Raw genomic sequence first — 18,301 nt, forward strand, 5'->3', positions numbered from 1 at the left:
TTATTTTTCTTAACCTAAAAAACTATGATTTTAATCTGGAATTCCAAATTCTCTTAAGACTATTAAGAGGTTTGTATTATTTAAGTGCTAAATATTCATTTGCAATTACAGAAACATCAAACCTTTTGAGGGCCGTTGATCTACATTGAGCACGGCTAATTGCGCTAATTTTAGGAAGTGCGTCAATCATCTCTGCCTTATTGTTAACTATATATCCTGTTACGTTTTCTTCAATAACTTCAGGAACAGAACCTCTTTTAAAACCTATAACTGGTGTTCCACAGGCCATAGCTTCAGTCATAACCATTCCAAAAGGTTCATCCCATTCAATTGGAAATAATAATGCTTTGGATTTACCTAAATAATGATTTTTTTGCTCATCATTTAAGGCGCCTAAATAAATAATTTGCTCTCCATCAAATTTAGGCTCTAGTACTTCTTTAAAATAAGCATAATTGTCTTGTGTATCTGGTATATTCCCACCAATCCAAAGTTTATTACCAGTTTCTAAAGCTACTTCTATTGCTGTGTGTAATCCTTTTATTTTATCTAATCTACCCAAAAACATAAATGGAGCTTCTACACTAACATTTTCCTTTAATTCATATTTAGAGAAGTCAATTGCATTATAAACCGTTTTCCATTCACCAGCAATATTTCCAGTAGAGACACAATAATTGCTACAAGCCGTAAATATTAAATTTTGATTGGGTAATGAATTAATGAATTTAACACCTTTTTTAGAAACGGGACGACCATAGGTCATGATTTTTTTTACGCAACTATTCGTAATCGGAAATAAATAAGCTAGTCGACCAAAGTTGTGAATTAAATCAAATTTATTTCCTTTTTGGTAAAGAAATTGCCAAACATTTAGCAATTCTTTCATTCTTTGCCATTTGGAACGATTAAGCTTATTTATACCAAATGAATAAACTTTTCCAGATATTTTTGAATCTGGACCAGCTAATAAACTTACCTCATGACCCATTTTAGTATATTCTTCTGCAAACATATATACTAACCGTTCATGACCACCATATTTTGGCGGAGGAATAGATATTCCAGGATCCATTATTAAAAGTATTTTCATTTTGTTAAAGATTTGTAGATATCTACATATTTCTGAGCAGAAATTTCGAGAGTTAAATTTTCTAGAATATAGGCTCTTGGCTCAAATTTTTCGTTTTTTAATTTACTAATAAATTTTTCCAGTGTCTTAGCAAAGTCAGACCAATCTTTAAACTTTAACCCACATCTTTCATCCCAGTATGGAACAGAAGTTACAGGCTCATATTTAACTTTTTCAGGAAAATAAAACGGATCTTGCCAGTATCCTCCTCTGTCCCAAGCTAATATAGGAGTGTTTGTTGACAGTATTTGTTGGTATGCTATGCCTTGAGTTTCATGTTCACAAAGAAAAATTACGGCTTTTGAGATATTTAACTCATTTATTAAATCAGCATGGTTATAATTGCCATAGCGAATAATATGATAACTAAGGTTTTGTTTTTTTAATTCTTTAATTATTGGTTGCAATAATTCATGATCATATTTGTCATGGTCCCAGCGGATTTTATCATAAATTAAAAAATCAACATTTAATTTTTCAGCTTTTATTTTGGGAGACCATTTTTCTGTATCTATGCCAACAGGCCACGCTATTACTTTATTTGGATAGTATGGTTCACACATAAGCCTCATCCAGTCTCCTGGAACCAAAATCTTTTTAATATTAGGATAAACTTCAAAAAGATTTGGACATTCAATTGGATGAGAAAAAATACCAGCACCAAAAAGAATAGGGTTTTTAAATCTTTTTTCAAAAATGAGATGAGGTTTACCAATTACACCGATAAGTTCATTTGGATGTTGTTTAGCATATTGATAATCATTAAAACGGTAAGGAATTTTTAATAAATCTAAACCACGCATCAATTCTAAAGCAACCAGCATTACGCCACCTGGTCTCGATTTTCCTCTTATTATTCTTCTAATAATTTGCCTAGGATATCGATCATATTTGACCCATCTATCGTTATTTGGCTCCTCATAAAAAATATTTAGTTTTAAGTTCATTCTTTAATTAATTCTTTGCTTTCAAGTCCTGCAATTTGTCCTTCAATGTGTAAATTGTCTGATAATTCATAGGTATAGTGGCCTTTTTTAAGAGCCCTTGCCGCTGCAAATTCTATAGAAACAGTTGGTATTTTCTTTAAACTTGCACTAAAAAACTCTTTAATAAATTTAATTAAACTTCCTAAGCCAACAACACGGTAAGGATAGCTGTATATTTCGTTTAGACAATACAGCAAAAACTCCTCGTAAATCTCTTTATTACGAACAAAATATCCCCTAGTAGTAATTACGGCTTTTTTAGTATCAAATTCAAACCCCTTCACTTTAAAATCAATAGCTTGATTCATTTCCATTGAGAAATTTTCTGATGGAAAATACCTGCCAGAAATCTTAAATATCTTTGTATTCTCTGGAATTTCATCCATTACAGCTAAAAGAATTAAAATTTCATTGATGCTTTTATTTAAAAATTGATATTGCTTTAGATGAATTATTTTTACATTATCAACTGCTGATTTAAGTCTGGAAAAATCATAATCAAAAGAATTGTCTGCTAAGATAATCTGTTTAAAACCAACTTCTTTTAGTCTGTTTAAAGTATGTATCGTTTGTAACTCCCGTTCTTCAAGAGAAAAGAAGCTCCTAGTAATGGTTGACATTTCTTTGGGGTGGATACAAGAGGTTACAATGGCTATCATTTCTGTGTTAAAATATATTGAATAATTCTAGCGACCTTCCAACCAAATAGCTTAACAATTTTTTGGATTTTTGGTCCTCCTATAACAGGTTGGTAATAATTTGATTCTATATCAGGAAGTTCTTTTAGAGCTTTTTTATAAATAGAAGGATATTTAGGATAGCTTTTGACAATTAATTCGAATAATTGCCTATGAATAGCCTGTTTAGCTTCTTTTGTTGCTGTTCTGGATAATAATTCATGCTTTTTTGATAATGTAGAGAGCAGTTGACTTTTAAAATGGTTATGTGATTTTTGAGCAGATAAACTTTTTTGAGTGTTTTGTTTTCGATAATAATTAAATACATGCTCAACTTTTACAATGCCTTTTGAATTTAAAATAACTCGAGCAAAATACTCCCCATCATCATCTACAGACAGGTTTTCATCCCATTTATCAGTGGACTTAATTAAATTCATAGGAGTAAGCCAAGCATTGGGTTGTATCATTGAAGCATGTTGATCGTACCCTCCCCAAAGTTTGGTGATAAAATAAATAGGACTATCTGTATTATAAATGAAATTTTCTTCAAATGCGGAAGGATGCCTCAGAAAATGATTTTCAGTATCTTTAAAATGAACTGTACTGCAAACTGCTATTTTGTTTGGCTCATTTTGTAAAGCCAAAACTTGTTTTTCAATTTTATTAGGAGATAATAAATCATCAGCATCCAAAAATTGAATATAATCTCCTTTAGCACAAGATAATCCTAAATTTCTTGCAGCTGAGGCTCCTTTATTTTTTTGTTGTTGGATAAGTTTTACTTTTTCATTTTTAAAACTTTTTACTTTTAGAAATGAACCATCTGTTGAACCATCATCAATAAGTATAATTTCTTTGTTTTCCCATGTTTGGTTGATGGCAGATTGTAATGTTTCCACTAAAAAATCTTCAGCATTATAAAAAGGAATAATAATAGAAACTAATGGAATTTTCATTTATCGGTATACTATTTTTTTTGATATGGCTATAGTAGGTTTTTCTATTAAGAGATAAAAAACATAAGCTAAGCCAAGTGCAGTTGTTATTTGAACGCACAAAAATAAAAGCTCATAATTTATTAAGTTTGGTATTGTCTTCTTTGTAATGCCATTGATATAAATAAAAATCAAAGGATGAATAACATACAAAGAATAAGATATTTTTCCTAAAAAATTAAGTATTGCAATTTTATACTTAAACAAGTAGATGATCAAGATTGAAATTGTTAATAAAAACAAAATGAGATAACCATCATGTAAGTAGATGATGATTGCATCCAAAATCATAATGCTTAAATACCATTTGTTTCTTGATTGCTGAAAGTGTAAAGAAGAAATGCCTAGTGCAAAGATTGCTCCATAGTTGCTTAGTAAATTAGTTGCGTTTGCAAAAGGTATAAATACAGTTAAAGAGAAAAGAATTAAGAAAATTATTCTAAAAAACATACTATTTTTTATAAAATAGACACAACCCATCAATAGATAAAATTGAAATTCAACACCTAATGTCCAAAAGATGTTATTGTAAAAACTCCATTTAGTAAAGGGGACGATGTAAAATACATGTGCAAAAAATTGTCCAGGAATAAATGGCAAATCACCTCCTTTAAAGGATGAGAAGTGGTTAAATAAGTAGAAACTGAACAATGTTAGTAAAATAGTGATAATATAAACAGGTTCAATTCTTACAGATCTTTTTAATAAAAATTTAAAAAAATGCTTTGGGTAATAATTGTAATTTAAAAGAGATAAAGTTATAATATACCCACTAATTAGGAAAAAAATATGTACACCCAATTTCCCAAAACTTAATAGAAAGGCAAGTTCAGGATAATTTTTCAAGTCTGAACCATAATGACATAAAAGAACACCTAATGCAGCTAAACTACGTAAATATTGAATACCATAATTGATTTGACTAGGTTGTTTTACCATTAAAAATTTTAAACCACCTCTCTTTATTAGTGGTACTCATATCAATTGCGTTATTTTTGAACCAAGGTTCCTTTAAATATTGAATATATATATCTTGGTTTGTATCAATTTCAATTATTCTATCAATTAAATTAGAAAAATCTAAGTTGTTAAATTGTAAATTCATTTTAATTTTACGACCTAAATATTTCAATTTCCGCTGTAATCTATGATGTGGGCCTTTATAGAATTGAGGTCTAATATCTACAAAATTAGATTGGGAAACTTTTTCCAATGAAGCAATTATTTTGTTATAGTTGTAATTTATATACTCTGGAGCATTCAAAAAACTTTTGGTATTAAATATTTCTGAAATATTAGAATCTCCACAATAAATAGGAATGCTGTTAACCTGCATGGCATCATATAGCTTTTCTGTTTGATAACCAGGATAAGCATAGTTTTCAAAAGCAATAGTAAATTTATATGGAGAAAGAAATTGACGTTTTCTTTCCCAAATATCTCCTTTATACAAAGTATCAATAGATTTCATATTATTCATTGATTTCCCAGGAGCATCTACTTTTTTATATTTTGAAAGCTGTTTAAAAAATTCCTCTCTATAAGGTACTTTATGTGAGTATAGAAAGTTGCAAAAACTTTGCTTTTGATTTATAATCTGATCTATCTCGTTATCGGATAGATTTTTAATTAACTGAATTGGATTAAGCCCATGCCATTGAATACGTTTATATTTAGGATTGTTAATTTTTTCTTCTAAAGGAATGCCAAACGCGTATTCACATTTCGATAAATCAGGAGTTATATTTTCACAATAATAACCTATTCTAACATAATCTCCCTTTTTAGGGATATCATTTCCATAAGGGGCAAATAAGATAAAGTCTGGTTTCTCATTTTCTTCTATAAATTCAAATTCATCTTGTAGTTCAAAGAAGATCTCTTTTAATGCTGTATTATAATCGATACCATTCTGAAATTTGATGTAGACTTTTTTTCGCATTAATATAGAGGTTTCTTCTTGAGTAAGTTTAGTTTTTGACCAATTACATTGGATATGAACTTCACGAGATTAACAAATGAAGTATTTTTTATAAAGTGCCATTTTAAAAATATTTTAAAAGATGTAAGAATTGGATAACCTAAAATATTCATTCTTAGGAAGAATATTTTTCTATTTCTCCATTCAATTTCTTTTTTCTTATGAGCTAAAATATTCCCAACGGGCAGAAGGCTTTTCCATTTTTCAGATAATTTAATTGAATAATTTACCCAATCTCTATTTAAGCTACCAGAAGAGAAATGTTCTATTAATAGGTTGTTAAAAACAAATATTTTAGTGTGTTGCCCAATTTGCAAGCAAAAATCAAGATCGTAACAATGAAATTTATCAAATGTATTTTCATCAAACGGATATTGCGCCCAAATCTTATTTTTAGTAAATAAAAATACACCATCTAAAGTTTTAACTTCCGAAAATTTATGGTCTGGATTTTCACTATTCATTGAAATTGATGTTCTGTAATGTTGAATTAGATTTGCATGGTCTGTATGGTGCAATCCTTGCGCCCATACACTCGGAACTAAAGATTTATAAGTAGAACCAGCAACACCTACAATTCCAATGTTTTCATTTTGCTCAAAAAAATTGATTATTTCTACACCCCAGTTTGAAGATTTAATTAAAATATCTTCATGTAAAAAACATAAAAAAGGGAACTTCGCTTTAGTTGCTCCAATATTATAAGCTTTACAAATGCCATAATTTGTAATTGTATTCTCAATTTGAACAATTTCATATTCAACACCAATTGTTTCAGCAATACTTTTTGAAACTTGTTCAAAAAGCAATTTGTTAATAGAACAGATGATAATTGAAATCATGAATTAATTAAACTGTTTTTGTAGCACCCTTTTTCTTAAATTAAGAAAGGGCTTTTCCCATAGGTAATAAGAGGCCGTCGAAATCAGATAAATGGCAATGATATTTAATGGAAATTTATTAAACAGTAGTGCTTCTTTTGTAAAGAAAAATTCTTGCCAAATATAAATGCTGTATGATAATACTCCAATATGAACCATTACTCTATGGTTTAAAAATTTAAATATTAAGTTGTTTTGTGGATAGATGTAACTTAAAATAATATACATTATGCAGATAGCTATAATAGTATTGCCAAAAGGCAATGAAACATAGGCTAGTTTTCCATAAGCGGAGCTATATACAAATAAAATAATAATCAATAGAGCTAAAATTTGTAAGTAGCGATATCGAAATATTTTATTTGTAAATAATTTGGGATTTTCTTGCTTCAAAACCGCTGTTAAAGCTCCTATTAAAATTGAATCTGAAATAGAGAAAAAAGGATGTAAAAAAATGCTTGGATTTAAATGAAATTTGTAGACAACTACCCGAACAAACCACGAGTAAATAATTAAAAATAAGATTACTAATTTTATGTTTCGTTTAAAAAAGAGGAGGGTTAATGGCCAAAATAAATAAAATTGCTCTTCTATGGAAAGCGTCCAAAAATGCCCAATAAACCAGTTCTTGTTTTGATCAAAATTTGCTGTAAAAGTTATGGCATGTAAAAAATTGGATGGAGTAATTTCAATATTTCTAAAATAATTTAAACAACATATTAATAAGAAATACAAAAGGAATACGGGTAAAATTCTAAATGCTCTTTTAATATAAAATTCTTTTATAGATATCGTATTGTCTTTTTCATATTCCTTTAATAAAAGCGTAGTAATTAAAAAACCACTTATTACAAAGAAAACGGTTACGCCAACATCGAATTGTTTTGCAAAACCTGCTAAGCCTTCTGGAAAATCATCTAAAAATCTGAAATGACTAAATACAACTAAAATAATAGAAATGGCTCTAAATCCATCCAAAGAAGATATTCTATTCAATCTTTTTGATGAATTTAAAATCTCCATTAGCATTAATCATTTCTATTTGAGATTGAAGATATGTATAGATAACTGAAAGGTCTTTATTTACCTCGGATGCATATTGATTTTTATGCTCTTTCTTCTTTATTCGTTTTCCAATAGCAATTTTAATTTTAGACCATAATGAAATCCCAGCTCGGTCACCCGCATACTCATAAAAAACATTAGCTCTACTACCTTGATTGGTTATTTGTTTGATATTTTTTAATGCGGTAATACTTTGGTCATGGTAAACGGATAAGGCATTGTAACCAGTGTAATATGCAATATTTGCGTTAAGATAACTTATCCTTAAGGAATATTCCCAGTCCATCATTACATAATTAGTGTTATATAAACCAATATAAGCCAGTGAACTGCGTCTAATTAATAAATGTACATCACCAAAGGTAAATGAAGGTTGTAATTTGTTTTTCCATTTATTAAACTGAGGAAGTCTAGTTGTTTTTTGTATGTTTTTGTAGTTGCTCAAACTACTCAACAAGTCGTTAGAAATTACCACATCTATATCTGGATTTTTAAGCATGTAATCAGTACATTTTCTAATGGCATCATAATCGAAAATATCGTCATCAATTATTTTTTTTATAATGATTCCATTAGCTAATAACATAGCCTTATTCCAACCATGCGCTTGGCTTTGATCTGGTTCAGATAAGAGTTGATGGATTTTACCATCTGCTAAGAGTTGTTCTAAATATTCTTTAGTTCCATCGCTGCTATTTCCATCTACAACTACAATTTCTTCATCTGGTAATCTCTTATTTAAAAGATTGCCCAACGTTATTTTCAATAATGGCAATCTGTTTTTTGTACTGAAAATGTAACTCAGGTTAAACAAAATGAAATTCTTCTTTAATCAACAAAATGTAGAATTTAAATGGTTGCGTTTTTAATGGCATTGGTAATTTGATTATAAATCTTATTTACTTTGAAGTTATAGGTAAAGTAGTTTGTTGAGAAGATAAACCAATTGCTTAATAAAATTTCTTCTCTTTTATATTTAGTCTTGCTTAGTAGGTTTGGTAAATATAGAACAAGGTATTTCGTAAATAACAAAAAGTTATATACCGACTTTCTAAGCCAATAGAAGCTACCTATTTCTTCTTTATTTAATGCTTTCTTATATATATCTAAAATTACAAAAGACCTAGCAAAACCCTTATGTAATTTTAACAGATAACTCCAGGTTAATCTATTTGCAGGAAGAAAATGTTTAAATTTTAGATCGGGAGAATATAATACCTGGTAACCAATTAATCTGATGCGTATGCAAATTTCAGAATCCTCTCCTGCAGATAATTTTTTGCCTTTTCTACCAGACAGCAGTAAGGGGCCAAAAATTTTGAAAATGTTTAAATAAACATCTTTTCTTATGCACATACCTGCGCCTTGAACGCTATCTACTATACATTCTTTTGGATGAATTTTACCCACTGCATAAGAATTGTAATAGGTATCTAACCAAACGGGTATTACAGTATCAGAAGAAAAAGCTGGTTCGCCAAGTCCACCTAATACTGCTGTATTAGGAAAGCCTTCAAATAATTGATAAACTGTTGTTAAATAATTTTCTTCAAGCCAATTGTCATCATCGCAAAAGACAATGTAATTATATATTGATTCTGTTAATCCTTTTTCTCGAGCGCTACTTAAACCTGGTTTAAATTCTTCTACAATAGTAAAAGTGTAATTTGGTAAATTATACTTTTCCCATTCTTTGATGGCTACATTCTTAGTTTGATCTGCAGATGCATTATCAACTATAATAACTTGAATATTTAAATCATCGCACCCAGTTTGATTGGCGATATATTGAAGTGTTTCTGGCAAACGTTTTTCACTATTGTAACAGCATACAATTATAGAAATTCCTTTTAACATTGAACTTGAATCCAATTAGAAGGGTAAATGTGAGGAGGTACTTCTTGTTGAATATGAAAACCCATAAAATATTTTGGAGCGTACACAACTTTGTTTGGTTTTTTATTTAAATAGGCTCCCCACCAACTAAATGTGCTATTTGAGATGATGCAAATATCTGCTTTTAACAAATGTTGAAAATCTGTAATCTCATCGCTATAAGAGATATGTTTATGCACAAGGTATTTAAATTCATCAGTTAAAGAAGCTGGATCATCACTTATAAAAATAAAGAAAGTATCATTATTATTTAATGCAGCAATTGTTTGGTGATAAAAATGCATTGGCAAAGAAATGTCATCACTACCTAAATTTAAATGCGCTTGATTTTGATAGTCAGTTTTTCTGATATGCACTGTTACAATCTTTTTACCATCACCAAGTTTTTCATAAGTATTATAATATAGTTTCTGATAAGATTTTTTCAATGTAAACTGAGATAGGATTTCTTCTTCATTGTCTTTAAAATAAGCAGCGGATTGAAAATAACCATTATATAAAACCTGATCTTTTATGGTAGGTAAAATCTCTTGGTACGATTCTTTAAAATCAAAATATTTAGATTCTTTAATAAAAATTCTGCTTAATGCTTTTGAATAAAAGACCCGGAGATAGTAGCTGAAAAAATTTTTATACCCTGAAATGCTAAATACATTGTTAAAAAGTAGATTAGATAAAGAAAATTTAAGCTGAAAGTATTTAGCTGCTTTAAAAGGCTCTACACTTTGATCAATAAAAAAGTTGGTATTTAGTTTTTTACTAATACTATTTATAAAAGCATACTGAAAAAGCTGATTGCCTAATCTTCCTTGAATAGTTATCCCTATCATGAAAGTGTTATTTTCTTTTCCAATTTTCCCATATAAAATCAAATTGATAGGTTGGGTAATGTGTTAACGAGAGCAGATTTCTAAGCACTAGCATTCGTTCTAATGCATTTGGAACAAAATCATGAAACTGAATTTGAAGATTGTCAATCTTTTCAATAATCTTATAATCAATTAGATGTGCTAAAAGCTCATATTCTCCACCCTCAATATTTATTTTCATTAAATCTATACAGTTTAATTGTAATGAATTAATAAAATCTACACCTTTTTTCAGAACTATATCTACCATATTTGGAGATTGAATATATGTAGAAGACCCAACTGAATTAACAGACATTTTCACTACTTCATCAACAGATGATAACCCAAAATCAAAAACTTTTATTTTTGTGTTTAATTTAAATCTTTCAGTAATCTGATCCGAAAAGGATTTGCAAGCTTCAAATATGTAGAAGTTTGATTCATATTTGCTAAATAAATCACTGGTAAACTGACCATCATAACCACCCAAGTCAAATACGATAGAATCTTTTTTTAAATCATATTCAAAACGTAAAAATTCTCCACCTGCCTCGCAGAAAGCTACCCAGCCAATATCCTTTAATGTTGGCTTGGGCCGATAAATTTTGCTAGCAATCCTCCTTGAAGCACCAAATACTTTGGAACCTAAATATATTAAGGTTTTACTTAGGTAATAAGTAGGTTTGTTCAATATTTTTACTCCCAAGTTCTTCTAATATTAATACTTCTAACGATTACTTGTTCAAATATATTCAAGGTATTTTCTAAATTATTTTTCTTAGTAGATATTGTAACTTTGAATTGAGTTCCAGAATGTTTCATTGCAATTAATTCAGCCATTGCTTTTTGGATGGATGAGGGGTCTTCAGGATCAAAATAAATTGCATCATCACCCAACATTTCTTTGTGACCTTTTAGGTTTGAACAAGCGACATTACAATTTAATAATGGGGCTTCAAGTAAAGGCATGTTTGTGGGGCCTAAAAAAGATGCAAATACTAAACCTATTGAATTTTTATATAACCATTTCAATGCCCCATCTTCAATAAAACCTGGAATGATAATATAGGATTCTAATTTAAGATTAGCGATTAGCTGTTTTATATAATAAAAATTACCTTGGTCGCTTCCAGTTAAAATGAGTTTATATTTTTTAGCAGGATTTGCTTTTAATAATTCCGCAAAACCAATAATCAAATTGTAATGATTTTTATGAGCCCAGAATTGTGCAGGATAAAGAAAAAAAGATTCGTTTTCTTCCAGCCAATCTGGTCTTTTTTCAATTATTTCATCTAAGATGATTTTTCCAGGAAAAAGTGGTAATACCGTTACTTTGTTAGCAAATAATCTATAGTTATCTATAATTTCCTGCTTTCCTCTTTCAGATTCGCAGCAAACCAATAAAGCATTGTTTAGGTTTTCGCTAATTTTTTTTTCTCTTGATGCCCAGTTTCCAAACATTGCCGTTTCTGGAAAAGGGTAGGTTGTCTTATGTGCTAAATCCCAATTTACAAGAATATAAGGGTAATTATTGATGAAAATATCTGGTGTGGTATAAAACATAACATCAATTTTATGGCTCTTTAATATTTTCTCAGCATCAGCATAATTTTTTAAGATATCTTTTCGAGGTAAGTTAATATTAAAAAACTTGTGATAGAAGTTGTTTTTTCTTCTCTCAAAATAATTTTCGTTAAATGGTATGCTGATTGTAGTTCGGTTAAGCTCAAAATTTAGATTAAATCCAACAAAATAAATTTCAATATTATGGTCAAATTGTTTTTGATCTATACCATAAATTAGTTGCCACAAAAAGGAAAAACCACCACCGGATTCTGGAGAATAGCTATTGTCAATCCAAACACCGACCCTATAATTTCCCATAGTTAAATAATTTACGATTTTTTAAACAATAACATTTTTTATACATTAATCTAGCTGCGTAAAAATTCTTTATAATAATGCTAAATCCAATTTTTTCTAATTATAACAGCTTTTAAGAATATTTGGTCTAGTGCTTCAAGCGCAGTATTTATATTAAAATAATCACTATTTTTAAATGATCGTGATGTTTTATCTTCTACCTGATCTAACATTTCTTGAGCCAAAGCATGCATATCCCATGGCTCAAAATATCTTGGGTATTCACCAAGTAGTTCGCGATGCCCTTTTATATTGCTAATGAGTACTGGACAATTTAAAAATGCCGCTTCCAATGGCGGCATATTTGAAGGCCCCAAATATGTAGGCATAACTAGTGCTATTGCATTTTTATAATAAGAATATAGCTGAGAATTGCTTACAAATCCTAAAATTAAAATACTTTCACTTAGCTTTTTATACTGAATATAATCTTTTATATATGCCAAATTTCCTTTGTCTGATCCTGTAAAAGCCAACTTTAAGTCAGGATGTTTTTTAAGCACTTGTTCAAAAGCATCAATTAATAAAGTATGATTTTTATGGGCCCAAAATTGCGCTGGATAAATAAAAAATTGCTTAGAAATTAGATTAGAATTTCTTAATATCTCTTGCTGTAAATGAAAAGACACGTTTTCATTGATGACCTCTCCAGGGAAAATTGGCATCACTTTTATACGATCTACATTAATATTTGTATATTTTATAAGTTCCTCTTTCCCAGACTCTGTTTCCGTAACAACCATTAATGCTTTAGGTAATATGGTTTTGTAATATTCAGATCTGGCATCAAAATCTTCAGTAAATTCTGGGAACATGAAAGTGGATAAATGTCCAATGTCCCAATGAATTGTTATAAACGGAAAATTGTAATTATTGCCGTCAGGATTTAAGTAAAATAAAACTTTAATCTTATTTTCGTCTAATACTGTCTTTATTTTTTGATTTCTCGCTTCGGCATGTTTAATTTCTACTTGTCGTAATAAGCGTTTGAAAAAAATAATAGGTATTTTACCAATGCATAAAATTATGATCTTTCTTATTAAATCTCTTAATGTATAGTTGTTAAAAGGATGAAATGTGATTAATGGTTTTTGAGTTTTTATAACTTTTTTTTCAAAGTTTAAAAATACTACTTCTATATTATCATTAAACTCATAGCTATCTATAGCTTTTACTAACTGCTTCACATAAGAATAACTGCCTCCGCCTAGTGGATCGTAATCGAAACTAATGGGAATTCCAATTTTTAGCTTATGCATTTAATTATTACTTTCTGTTCATCTAAAGTCAACCCCAAACCACTTGGTAAATAAAAACCATTTCTAGCTAATTTTTCTGCAACTGGATATTTTTCATCCTTAAATAACCCCATGTTTTTAAATACAGGTTGTTCATGAATACACCAAAAAAATGGGCGGGTGCCAATTTTATTTTCGGTAAGGTAATTCACCATTTCTTCCTTTTCTTTCTCAGTAGGGGCAACTAAACCAAATACCCAATAAATATTTTCTGCAAAATCGGTTTTAGCTAAAGGCAATTGATATCCCTTTTCTTTCAAAAAAGAAAGTTGATGTTGGTAATTGGCCCCCATTTTTCTTTTTATCTCAATAAAACCCTCAATTTGCTCTAATTGCGCTAACCCTAAGGCTGCTTGCAAATTTGTCATCCTATAATTCCAACCTAATTCATAATGTACAAATCGTGGTCCATTTGGCTCAAAACAAAGATTGCGTAATTTTTTACACCTTTCAGCCAATGCTTTATCGTTGGTCAATAACATGCCACCTTCGCCAGTAGTAATGTGTTTGTTTGGATAAAAACTAAAAATACTTAAATCAGCCATACTCCCACACATTCTATCTTTATAAGTTTGACCATGCATTTCTGCAGCATCTTCAATTACTTTTAAATTGTATTTTTTTGCCAAGTCTAATACCGGGTCCATATCTACTGGTAATCCATAAATATGTACAACTAATATTGCTTTTGTTCTGGCTGTTATTTTTGCTTCAATTTGATTTACATCCATATTCCATGTCAACGGATCACTATCTACCAAAACTGGTAAAGCTCCTGCAATTACTACAGATTGTGCAGGAGAAATAATAGTAAAAGTCGGCATGATAACTTCATCGCCTTGCCCAATATTTAAAGCTTTTATAGCAATATCTAAAGCCGCAGATCCGTTACTTACTGCAACACCATGCTCACAACCAATAAAATTGCTAAAACCTTCTTCAAATTTTGAAATAAAGGGACCTTCACTAGAAATCCATCCAGTTTCTATGCATTCTGTTACATATTTTAGTTCATTGCCATTGAGCAATGGTGTATTTACAGGAATTGGTTGATGCATTTTAATTCGTTTAAGTTTAAATTTTCTTTAAAATATAACATACACCCCAAGTATCTGTAGAAGGAGCTAATCCAGTTAAAAATTCTTCAGTGCCCAATAGTTTAAACCCTGTTGTATACGCCAACAATTCAATTTCTGGACTACTAAAATGACGCATTGGATGTTTTTCTGTTATTGTACTTGCACTTTTATCATTTACGTTTATAATTGTTATTTCATAATTAACTTCAACAACATTTTTTTCTGAATAGATTACAGGATTTGCTTTTCTAATAACCTCGATATTATGATTTTTTAAGATTTTAGTCCTTTTTTCAGGTACTTGATGATAAACAGCTGGACTATACCAAACATCAAAAATGAATATGCCATCTTTATTTAAATGTTGATAAACATTTTTAAAGGTTTGAATAAGACTTTCATTATCGGTTAAATAACTAATTACGTGGAATAAAGAAGTTGCCACATCAAAAGTTTGATTTAGATTAAATTCAATAATATCTGCTACATCAAAACTTACATTTTCATTTGTTGTCTGATTAGCTATCGCCACCATTTCTGCACTTCTTTCTACACCTAAAACGGTATAGCCTTTGTTGGCTAGTAAAAATGCATGTTTACCTGTTCCAGCACCTAACTCTAGTATAGTTTTACTTTTAGGGCGATAAGTTTCTATCAATCTACTTACATAATTTGTCTCTAGAATATAATTTTTATCTTGATAAAGCAAATCATAATATTGGCTATATAATCTAAAATTATCGGTCATTTTGATTTTTTGTAAATTTTCAGTTTATTAATTAGTGGTTATATTTTTAAGCTTTTTCTTTAATTATAACCTCATTTAGTAATCCACCAAATTGCTGTGGTAGATACTTAATTAATTTATATTTAAATTTTGAGTAGATCGGATGATGAGTATTGAAACCATTTTTTATCTCACATTGAAATTTATATTGATGGTCATTGATCAATCTTGCATATTCATTAACGTTTGAATCTGAATGTAGAATTCCGCCACATTGAGAAAGTAGATGTGCATCTCGCAAAATTTCTAAACCTAAAAGATATCTATGATGTTTACGTGCTTCTAATTCTTTATAGGCATTTCCCTTTTTTGTTCTATAAGAGTTTGTATAAAAAACTGCTTTTGGGAATTTTTTTTCCAAAGTTTCGATCGCTTTTAAATCTTCCGTAACAATAAAAATTTTAGATAGATTGTATTTTTCAAGAAGCATTTTGGTATTACTCACCAATTGTTTATAGGTTGGTCCAAAAGGATGGTGGCTAGCAAGGTTTTGCTCCTTGCCTCTAAAATGAACACCTACGTAAGTAGAGTCTGTTTTTAAACTGCTTTGAATAAAATTTTCGACGGTTTTGTTGATTTTTATTTCTTTTGAAAGCTGGTTTGCTCCTTCTATTTCGGTTAAATTATATGAAAATCCATTCGGAAAGCCACCATTACAGAATAATACATTTTTACTGCCATATACTTCTTCTAATGAATAATCGCTTAATCGCTCAAAATAATAATTCCATGCATTTTCACTACCGTTAATGGACTCTTTTTCATTATATATTGTTTTGAAATTTTCAAAGTCTATTATCGGGATAAAGTTGTTTTTTTTCGCGATCAATATATGGGCAATTACAAACGCATAGTTTGAAAAAAAACCTGCGCCATAATAATCTCTCCAGATGATATAAAATTTTTTATCTGGATTTTTATTTCCAAACGATCTAACATAAAGCATGTCGCCCTTCTTTAAATCAAAAGGATAATCATACATGGTAACATTACTTATGAAGTCTTTGTTAAGATATTCCTTGATACGATTTTTTAAAGCTCGAATCATTTTATGATTATTTTTTCTTCAGAAACAGCTTCAAATCTAACTTTATCTTCTTCTCCACAATATGGACCTTGCTTTACTTCAAAAATTTCGGAATCCTCAAGCATTTTAAATCCATGACCACCATCTGATAGTAAAATAACATCGCCCGAATTTAAGATAGAACTTTGTAAATAATTCTGAGCATTATCAAAAAAATCTACTCTTACTTTACCTGACTTAATAACAAGTACTTCTTGAGTTAATTTTACTTCACGAGTTACTAAATTATGCCTGTGAGGAGCAATATAATAACCTGCTTGCCTATTCATATACCCAAGTTGCTGGGATGAATTATTATCGGTAAAAAATTCAATACCGTCTTTTTTAAAATTTGATCTAACTACAATAGCAAGTAATAGATCATCTTGATAGATATTTTCAATCATTAAATTAAATTTTGATTCATTTTCCACAGAACTTTTGGCCTTACAACTCCGTCTAAGGTTTGAGTCCAGCCAAAGTCTTCAACATAATTTTCAATATCAATTTTTAATATATTATCATATTTGGCGATAAAATATTCGTAGTCTTTCGAAATACCTATCGAAAAGTAGTAAGTCATATCATTAAAGATATTTTTAGGTATAATCATTTCAAAGGTGTAGGTATCCTCAGCTAATTCTAATGTTCTTGTACAACTACTAAAGATTGGCAGTTCATCCTCATTCCTTACAAAGAGCTCAATTGCTATTCCAGAAATTTTATACTTAAAATAGATTTCTAATGTGATGGTTATTTCATTATTTATAGTAAAAATTGATTCTTTAAATTCGTTTTCGATAGTAATATCTTTAATCGTAAAAACATCATTTTCATAGTTGAAATCTTTAACAACTTTTAATTGATCTTTTAATAAATTTCTATAATCTGATATGATTTGCGACGTTTTATCAAAATTTTCAAGCATTCCATTTTTGAGTAGGATGGCATTATTACATAGCATCATAATACTTGCCATATTATGGCTTACAAATAAGACTGTTCTTCCTTCGCCTTTGCTTACTTCACCCATTTTGCCTAAGCATTTTTTTTGAAACTCTGCATCGCCAACAGCAAGTACTTCATCAACAATTAATATTTCTGATTCAAGATGTGCGGCGACTGCAAAAGCCAATCTAACATACATTCCAGAACTATATCTTTTTACAGGTGTGTCAATATATTTTTCTATTCCAGCAAACTCAACTATTTCATCAAACTTTCGTTTAATCTCATGCTTTCTCATGCCTAAGATTGCCCCGTTTAAGAAAATATTTTCTCTACCAGATAGTTCAGGATGAAAACCGGTTCCTACCTCTAGTAAACTTGCAATTCGGCCATTGCCTACAATTGTACCAGTAGTAGGGGAGGTTATTTTACTTAATATTTTTAGAAGCGTACTTTTGCCAGCGCCATTTCTTCCAATTATGCCTACAGCATCTCCTTTTTCAACCTCAAAACTTACATTTTTTAAGCTCCATACTATATCGCTTTCACTTTTAGTGTTTTGATTATTAGTTTCTCCGATTTTTAGAAAAGGATCTTCTTTGCCACGCATTCTTGCATACCACCGTTCTAAATCACGACTAATTGTACCTGTGCCAATTTGCCCTAACTGATATGCTTTACTTAAATTTTCTACTTTAATAGCGATGTTTGACATTTTTTAAAAATAACGGGG

At 29.7% G+C, this 18,301-nt stretch carries 19 protein-coding genes; all 19 read right to left on the reverse strand.

The features are described from left to right. Positions 1–76: 76 nt before the first annotated feature. Positions 77–1,093: a glycosyltransferase family 4 protein gene (locus tag WC622_RS09475; RefSeq protein ID WP_372819450.1), complete on the reverse strand. Its 1,017-nt coding sequence runs from the start codon at positions 1,091–1,093 to the stop codon at positions 77–79. Next, on the reverse strand, positions 1,090–2,079 hold the full coding sequence (locus tag WC622_RS09480; protein WP_372819451.1) for a glycosyltransferase family 1 protein: 990 nt from the start codon (positions 2,077–2,079) through the stop codon (positions 1,090–1,092). The genes WC622_RS09475 and WC622_RS09480 overlap by 4 nt, the downstream gene beginning before the upstream one ends. Further along, a complete protein-coding gene (locus WC622_RS09485) occupies positions 2,076–2,777 on the reverse strand; it encodes a hypothetical protein (RefSeq protein WP_372819452.1) in 702 nt (233 codons plus the stop codon). The genes WC622_RS09480 and WC622_RS09485 overlap by 4 nt, the downstream gene beginning before the upstream one ends. After that, positions 2,774–3,754 (reverse strand): glycosyltransferase, encoded by a 981-nt coding sequence (locus WC622_RS09490; RefSeq protein ID WP_372819453.1) that lies wholly within the window; start codon positions 3,752–3,754, stop codon positions 2,774–2,776. The genes WC622_RS09485 and WC622_RS09490 overlap by 4 nt, the downstream gene beginning before the upstream one ends. Next, positions 3,755–4,732 (reverse strand): acyltransferase family protein, encoded by a 978-nt coding sequence (locus WC622_RS09495; protein ID WP_372819454.1) that lies wholly within the window; start codon positions 4,730–4,732, stop codon positions 3,755–3,757. Further along, complete coding sequence (locus WC622_RS09500; protein ID WP_372819455.1) at positions 4,716–5,735, reverse strand: glycosyltransferase family 10 domain-containing protein; 1,020 nt, start codon at positions 5,733–5,735, stop codon at positions 4,716–4,718. Before WC622_RS09500 ends, WC622_RS09495 begins: the two co-directional genes overlap by 17 nt. Beyond that, positions 5,735–6,616: a glycosyltransferase gene (locus tag WC622_RS09505; RefSeq protein WP_372819456.1), complete on the reverse strand. Its 882-nt coding sequence runs from the start codon at positions 6,614–6,616 to the stop codon at positions 5,735–5,737. Before WC622_RS09505 ends, WC622_RS09500 begins: the two co-directional genes overlap by 1 nt. A 3-nt stretch (positions 6,617–6,619) precedes the next feature. Further along, a complete protein-coding gene (locus tag WC622_RS09510) occupies positions 6,620–7,651 on the reverse strand; it encodes an acyltransferase family protein (RefSeq protein ID WP_372819457.1) in 1,032 nt (343 codons plus the stop codon). Next, positions 7,644–8,534: a glycosyltransferase gene (locus WC622_RS09515; RefSeq protein WP_372819458.1), complete on the reverse strand. Its 891-nt coding sequence runs from the start codon at positions 8,532–8,534 to the stop codon at positions 7,644–7,646. Before WC622_RS09515 ends, WC622_RS09510 begins: the two co-directional genes overlap by 8 nt. A gap of 35 nt (positions 8,535–8,569) precedes the next feature. Further along, on the reverse strand, positions 8,570–9,577 hold the full coding sequence (locus WC622_RS09520; RefSeq protein ID WP_372819459.1) for a glycosyltransferase: 1,008 nt from the start codon (positions 9,575–9,577) through the stop codon (positions 8,570–8,572). Beyond that, positions 9,571–10,446, reverse strand: coding sequence for an alpha-1,2-fucosyltransferase (locus tag WC622_RS09525; RefSeq protein WP_372819460.1), 876 nt, complete (start codon positions 10,444–10,446; stop codon positions 9,571–9,573). Before WC622_RS09525 ends, WC622_RS09520 begins: the two co-directional genes overlap by 7 nt. Positions 10,447–10,453: 7 nt before the next feature. Then, positions 10,454–11,173, reverse strand: coding sequence for an FkbM family methyltransferase (locus WC622_RS09530; RefSeq protein ID WP_372819461.1), 720 nt, complete (start codon positions 11,171–11,173; stop codon positions 10,454–10,456). After that, positions 11,164–12,351, reverse strand: coding sequence for a glycosyltransferase family 4 protein (locus WC622_RS09535; protein WP_372819462.1), 1,188 nt, complete (start codon positions 12,349–12,351; stop codon positions 11,164–11,166). The genes WC622_RS09530 and WC622_RS09535 overlap by 10 nt, the downstream gene beginning before the upstream one ends. Before the next feature lie 80 nt (positions 12,352–12,431). Beyond that, positions 12,432–13,577: a glycosyltransferase gene (locus tag WC622_RS09540; protein WP_372819463.1), complete on the reverse strand. Its 1,146-nt coding sequence runs from the start codon at positions 13,575–13,577 to the stop codon at positions 12,432–12,434. A 59-nt stretch (positions 13,578–13,636) separates the two neighbouring features. After that, positions 13,637–14,746: a DegT/DnrJ/EryC1/StrS family aminotransferase gene (locus WC622_RS09545; protein ID WP_372819464.1), complete on the reverse strand. Its 1,110-nt coding sequence runs from the start codon at positions 14,744–14,746 to the stop codon at positions 13,637–13,639. A 16-nt stretch (positions 14,747–14,762) separates the two neighbouring features. Beyond that, on the reverse strand, positions 14,763–15,515 hold the full coding sequence (locus tag WC622_RS09550) for a class I SAM-dependent methyltransferase (protein WP_372819465.1): 753 nt from the start codon (positions 15,513–15,515) through the stop codon (positions 14,763–14,765). Between the two features lie 46 nt (positions 15,516–15,561). Further along, positions 15,562–16,602, reverse strand: coding sequence for a hypothetical protein (locus WC622_RS09555; RefSeq protein ID WP_372819466.1), 1,041 nt, complete (start codon positions 16,600–16,602; stop codon positions 15,562–15,564). Beyond that, positions 16,599–17,027: a hypothetical protein gene (locus WC622_RS09560; RefSeq protein WP_372819467.1), complete on the reverse strand. Its 429-nt coding sequence runs from the start codon at positions 17,025–17,027 to the stop codon at positions 16,599–16,601. Before WC622_RS09560 ends, WC622_RS09555 begins: the two co-directional genes overlap by 4 nt. Continuing rightward, positions 17,027–18,283, reverse strand: a complete 1,257-nt coding sequence (locus tag WC622_RS09565; RefSeq protein ID WP_372819468.1) for an ABC transporter ATP-binding protein — start codon at positions 18,281–18,283, stop codon at positions 17,027–17,029. The genes WC622_RS09560 and WC622_RS09565 overlap by 1 nt, the downstream gene beginning before the upstream one ends. Positions 18,284–18,301: the final 18 nt, after the last annotated feature.

This window comes from Pedobacter sp., assembly GCF_041662865.1.
Lineage (GTDB): Bacteria > Bacteroidota > Bacteroidia > Sphingobacteriales > Sphingobacteriaceae > Pedobacter.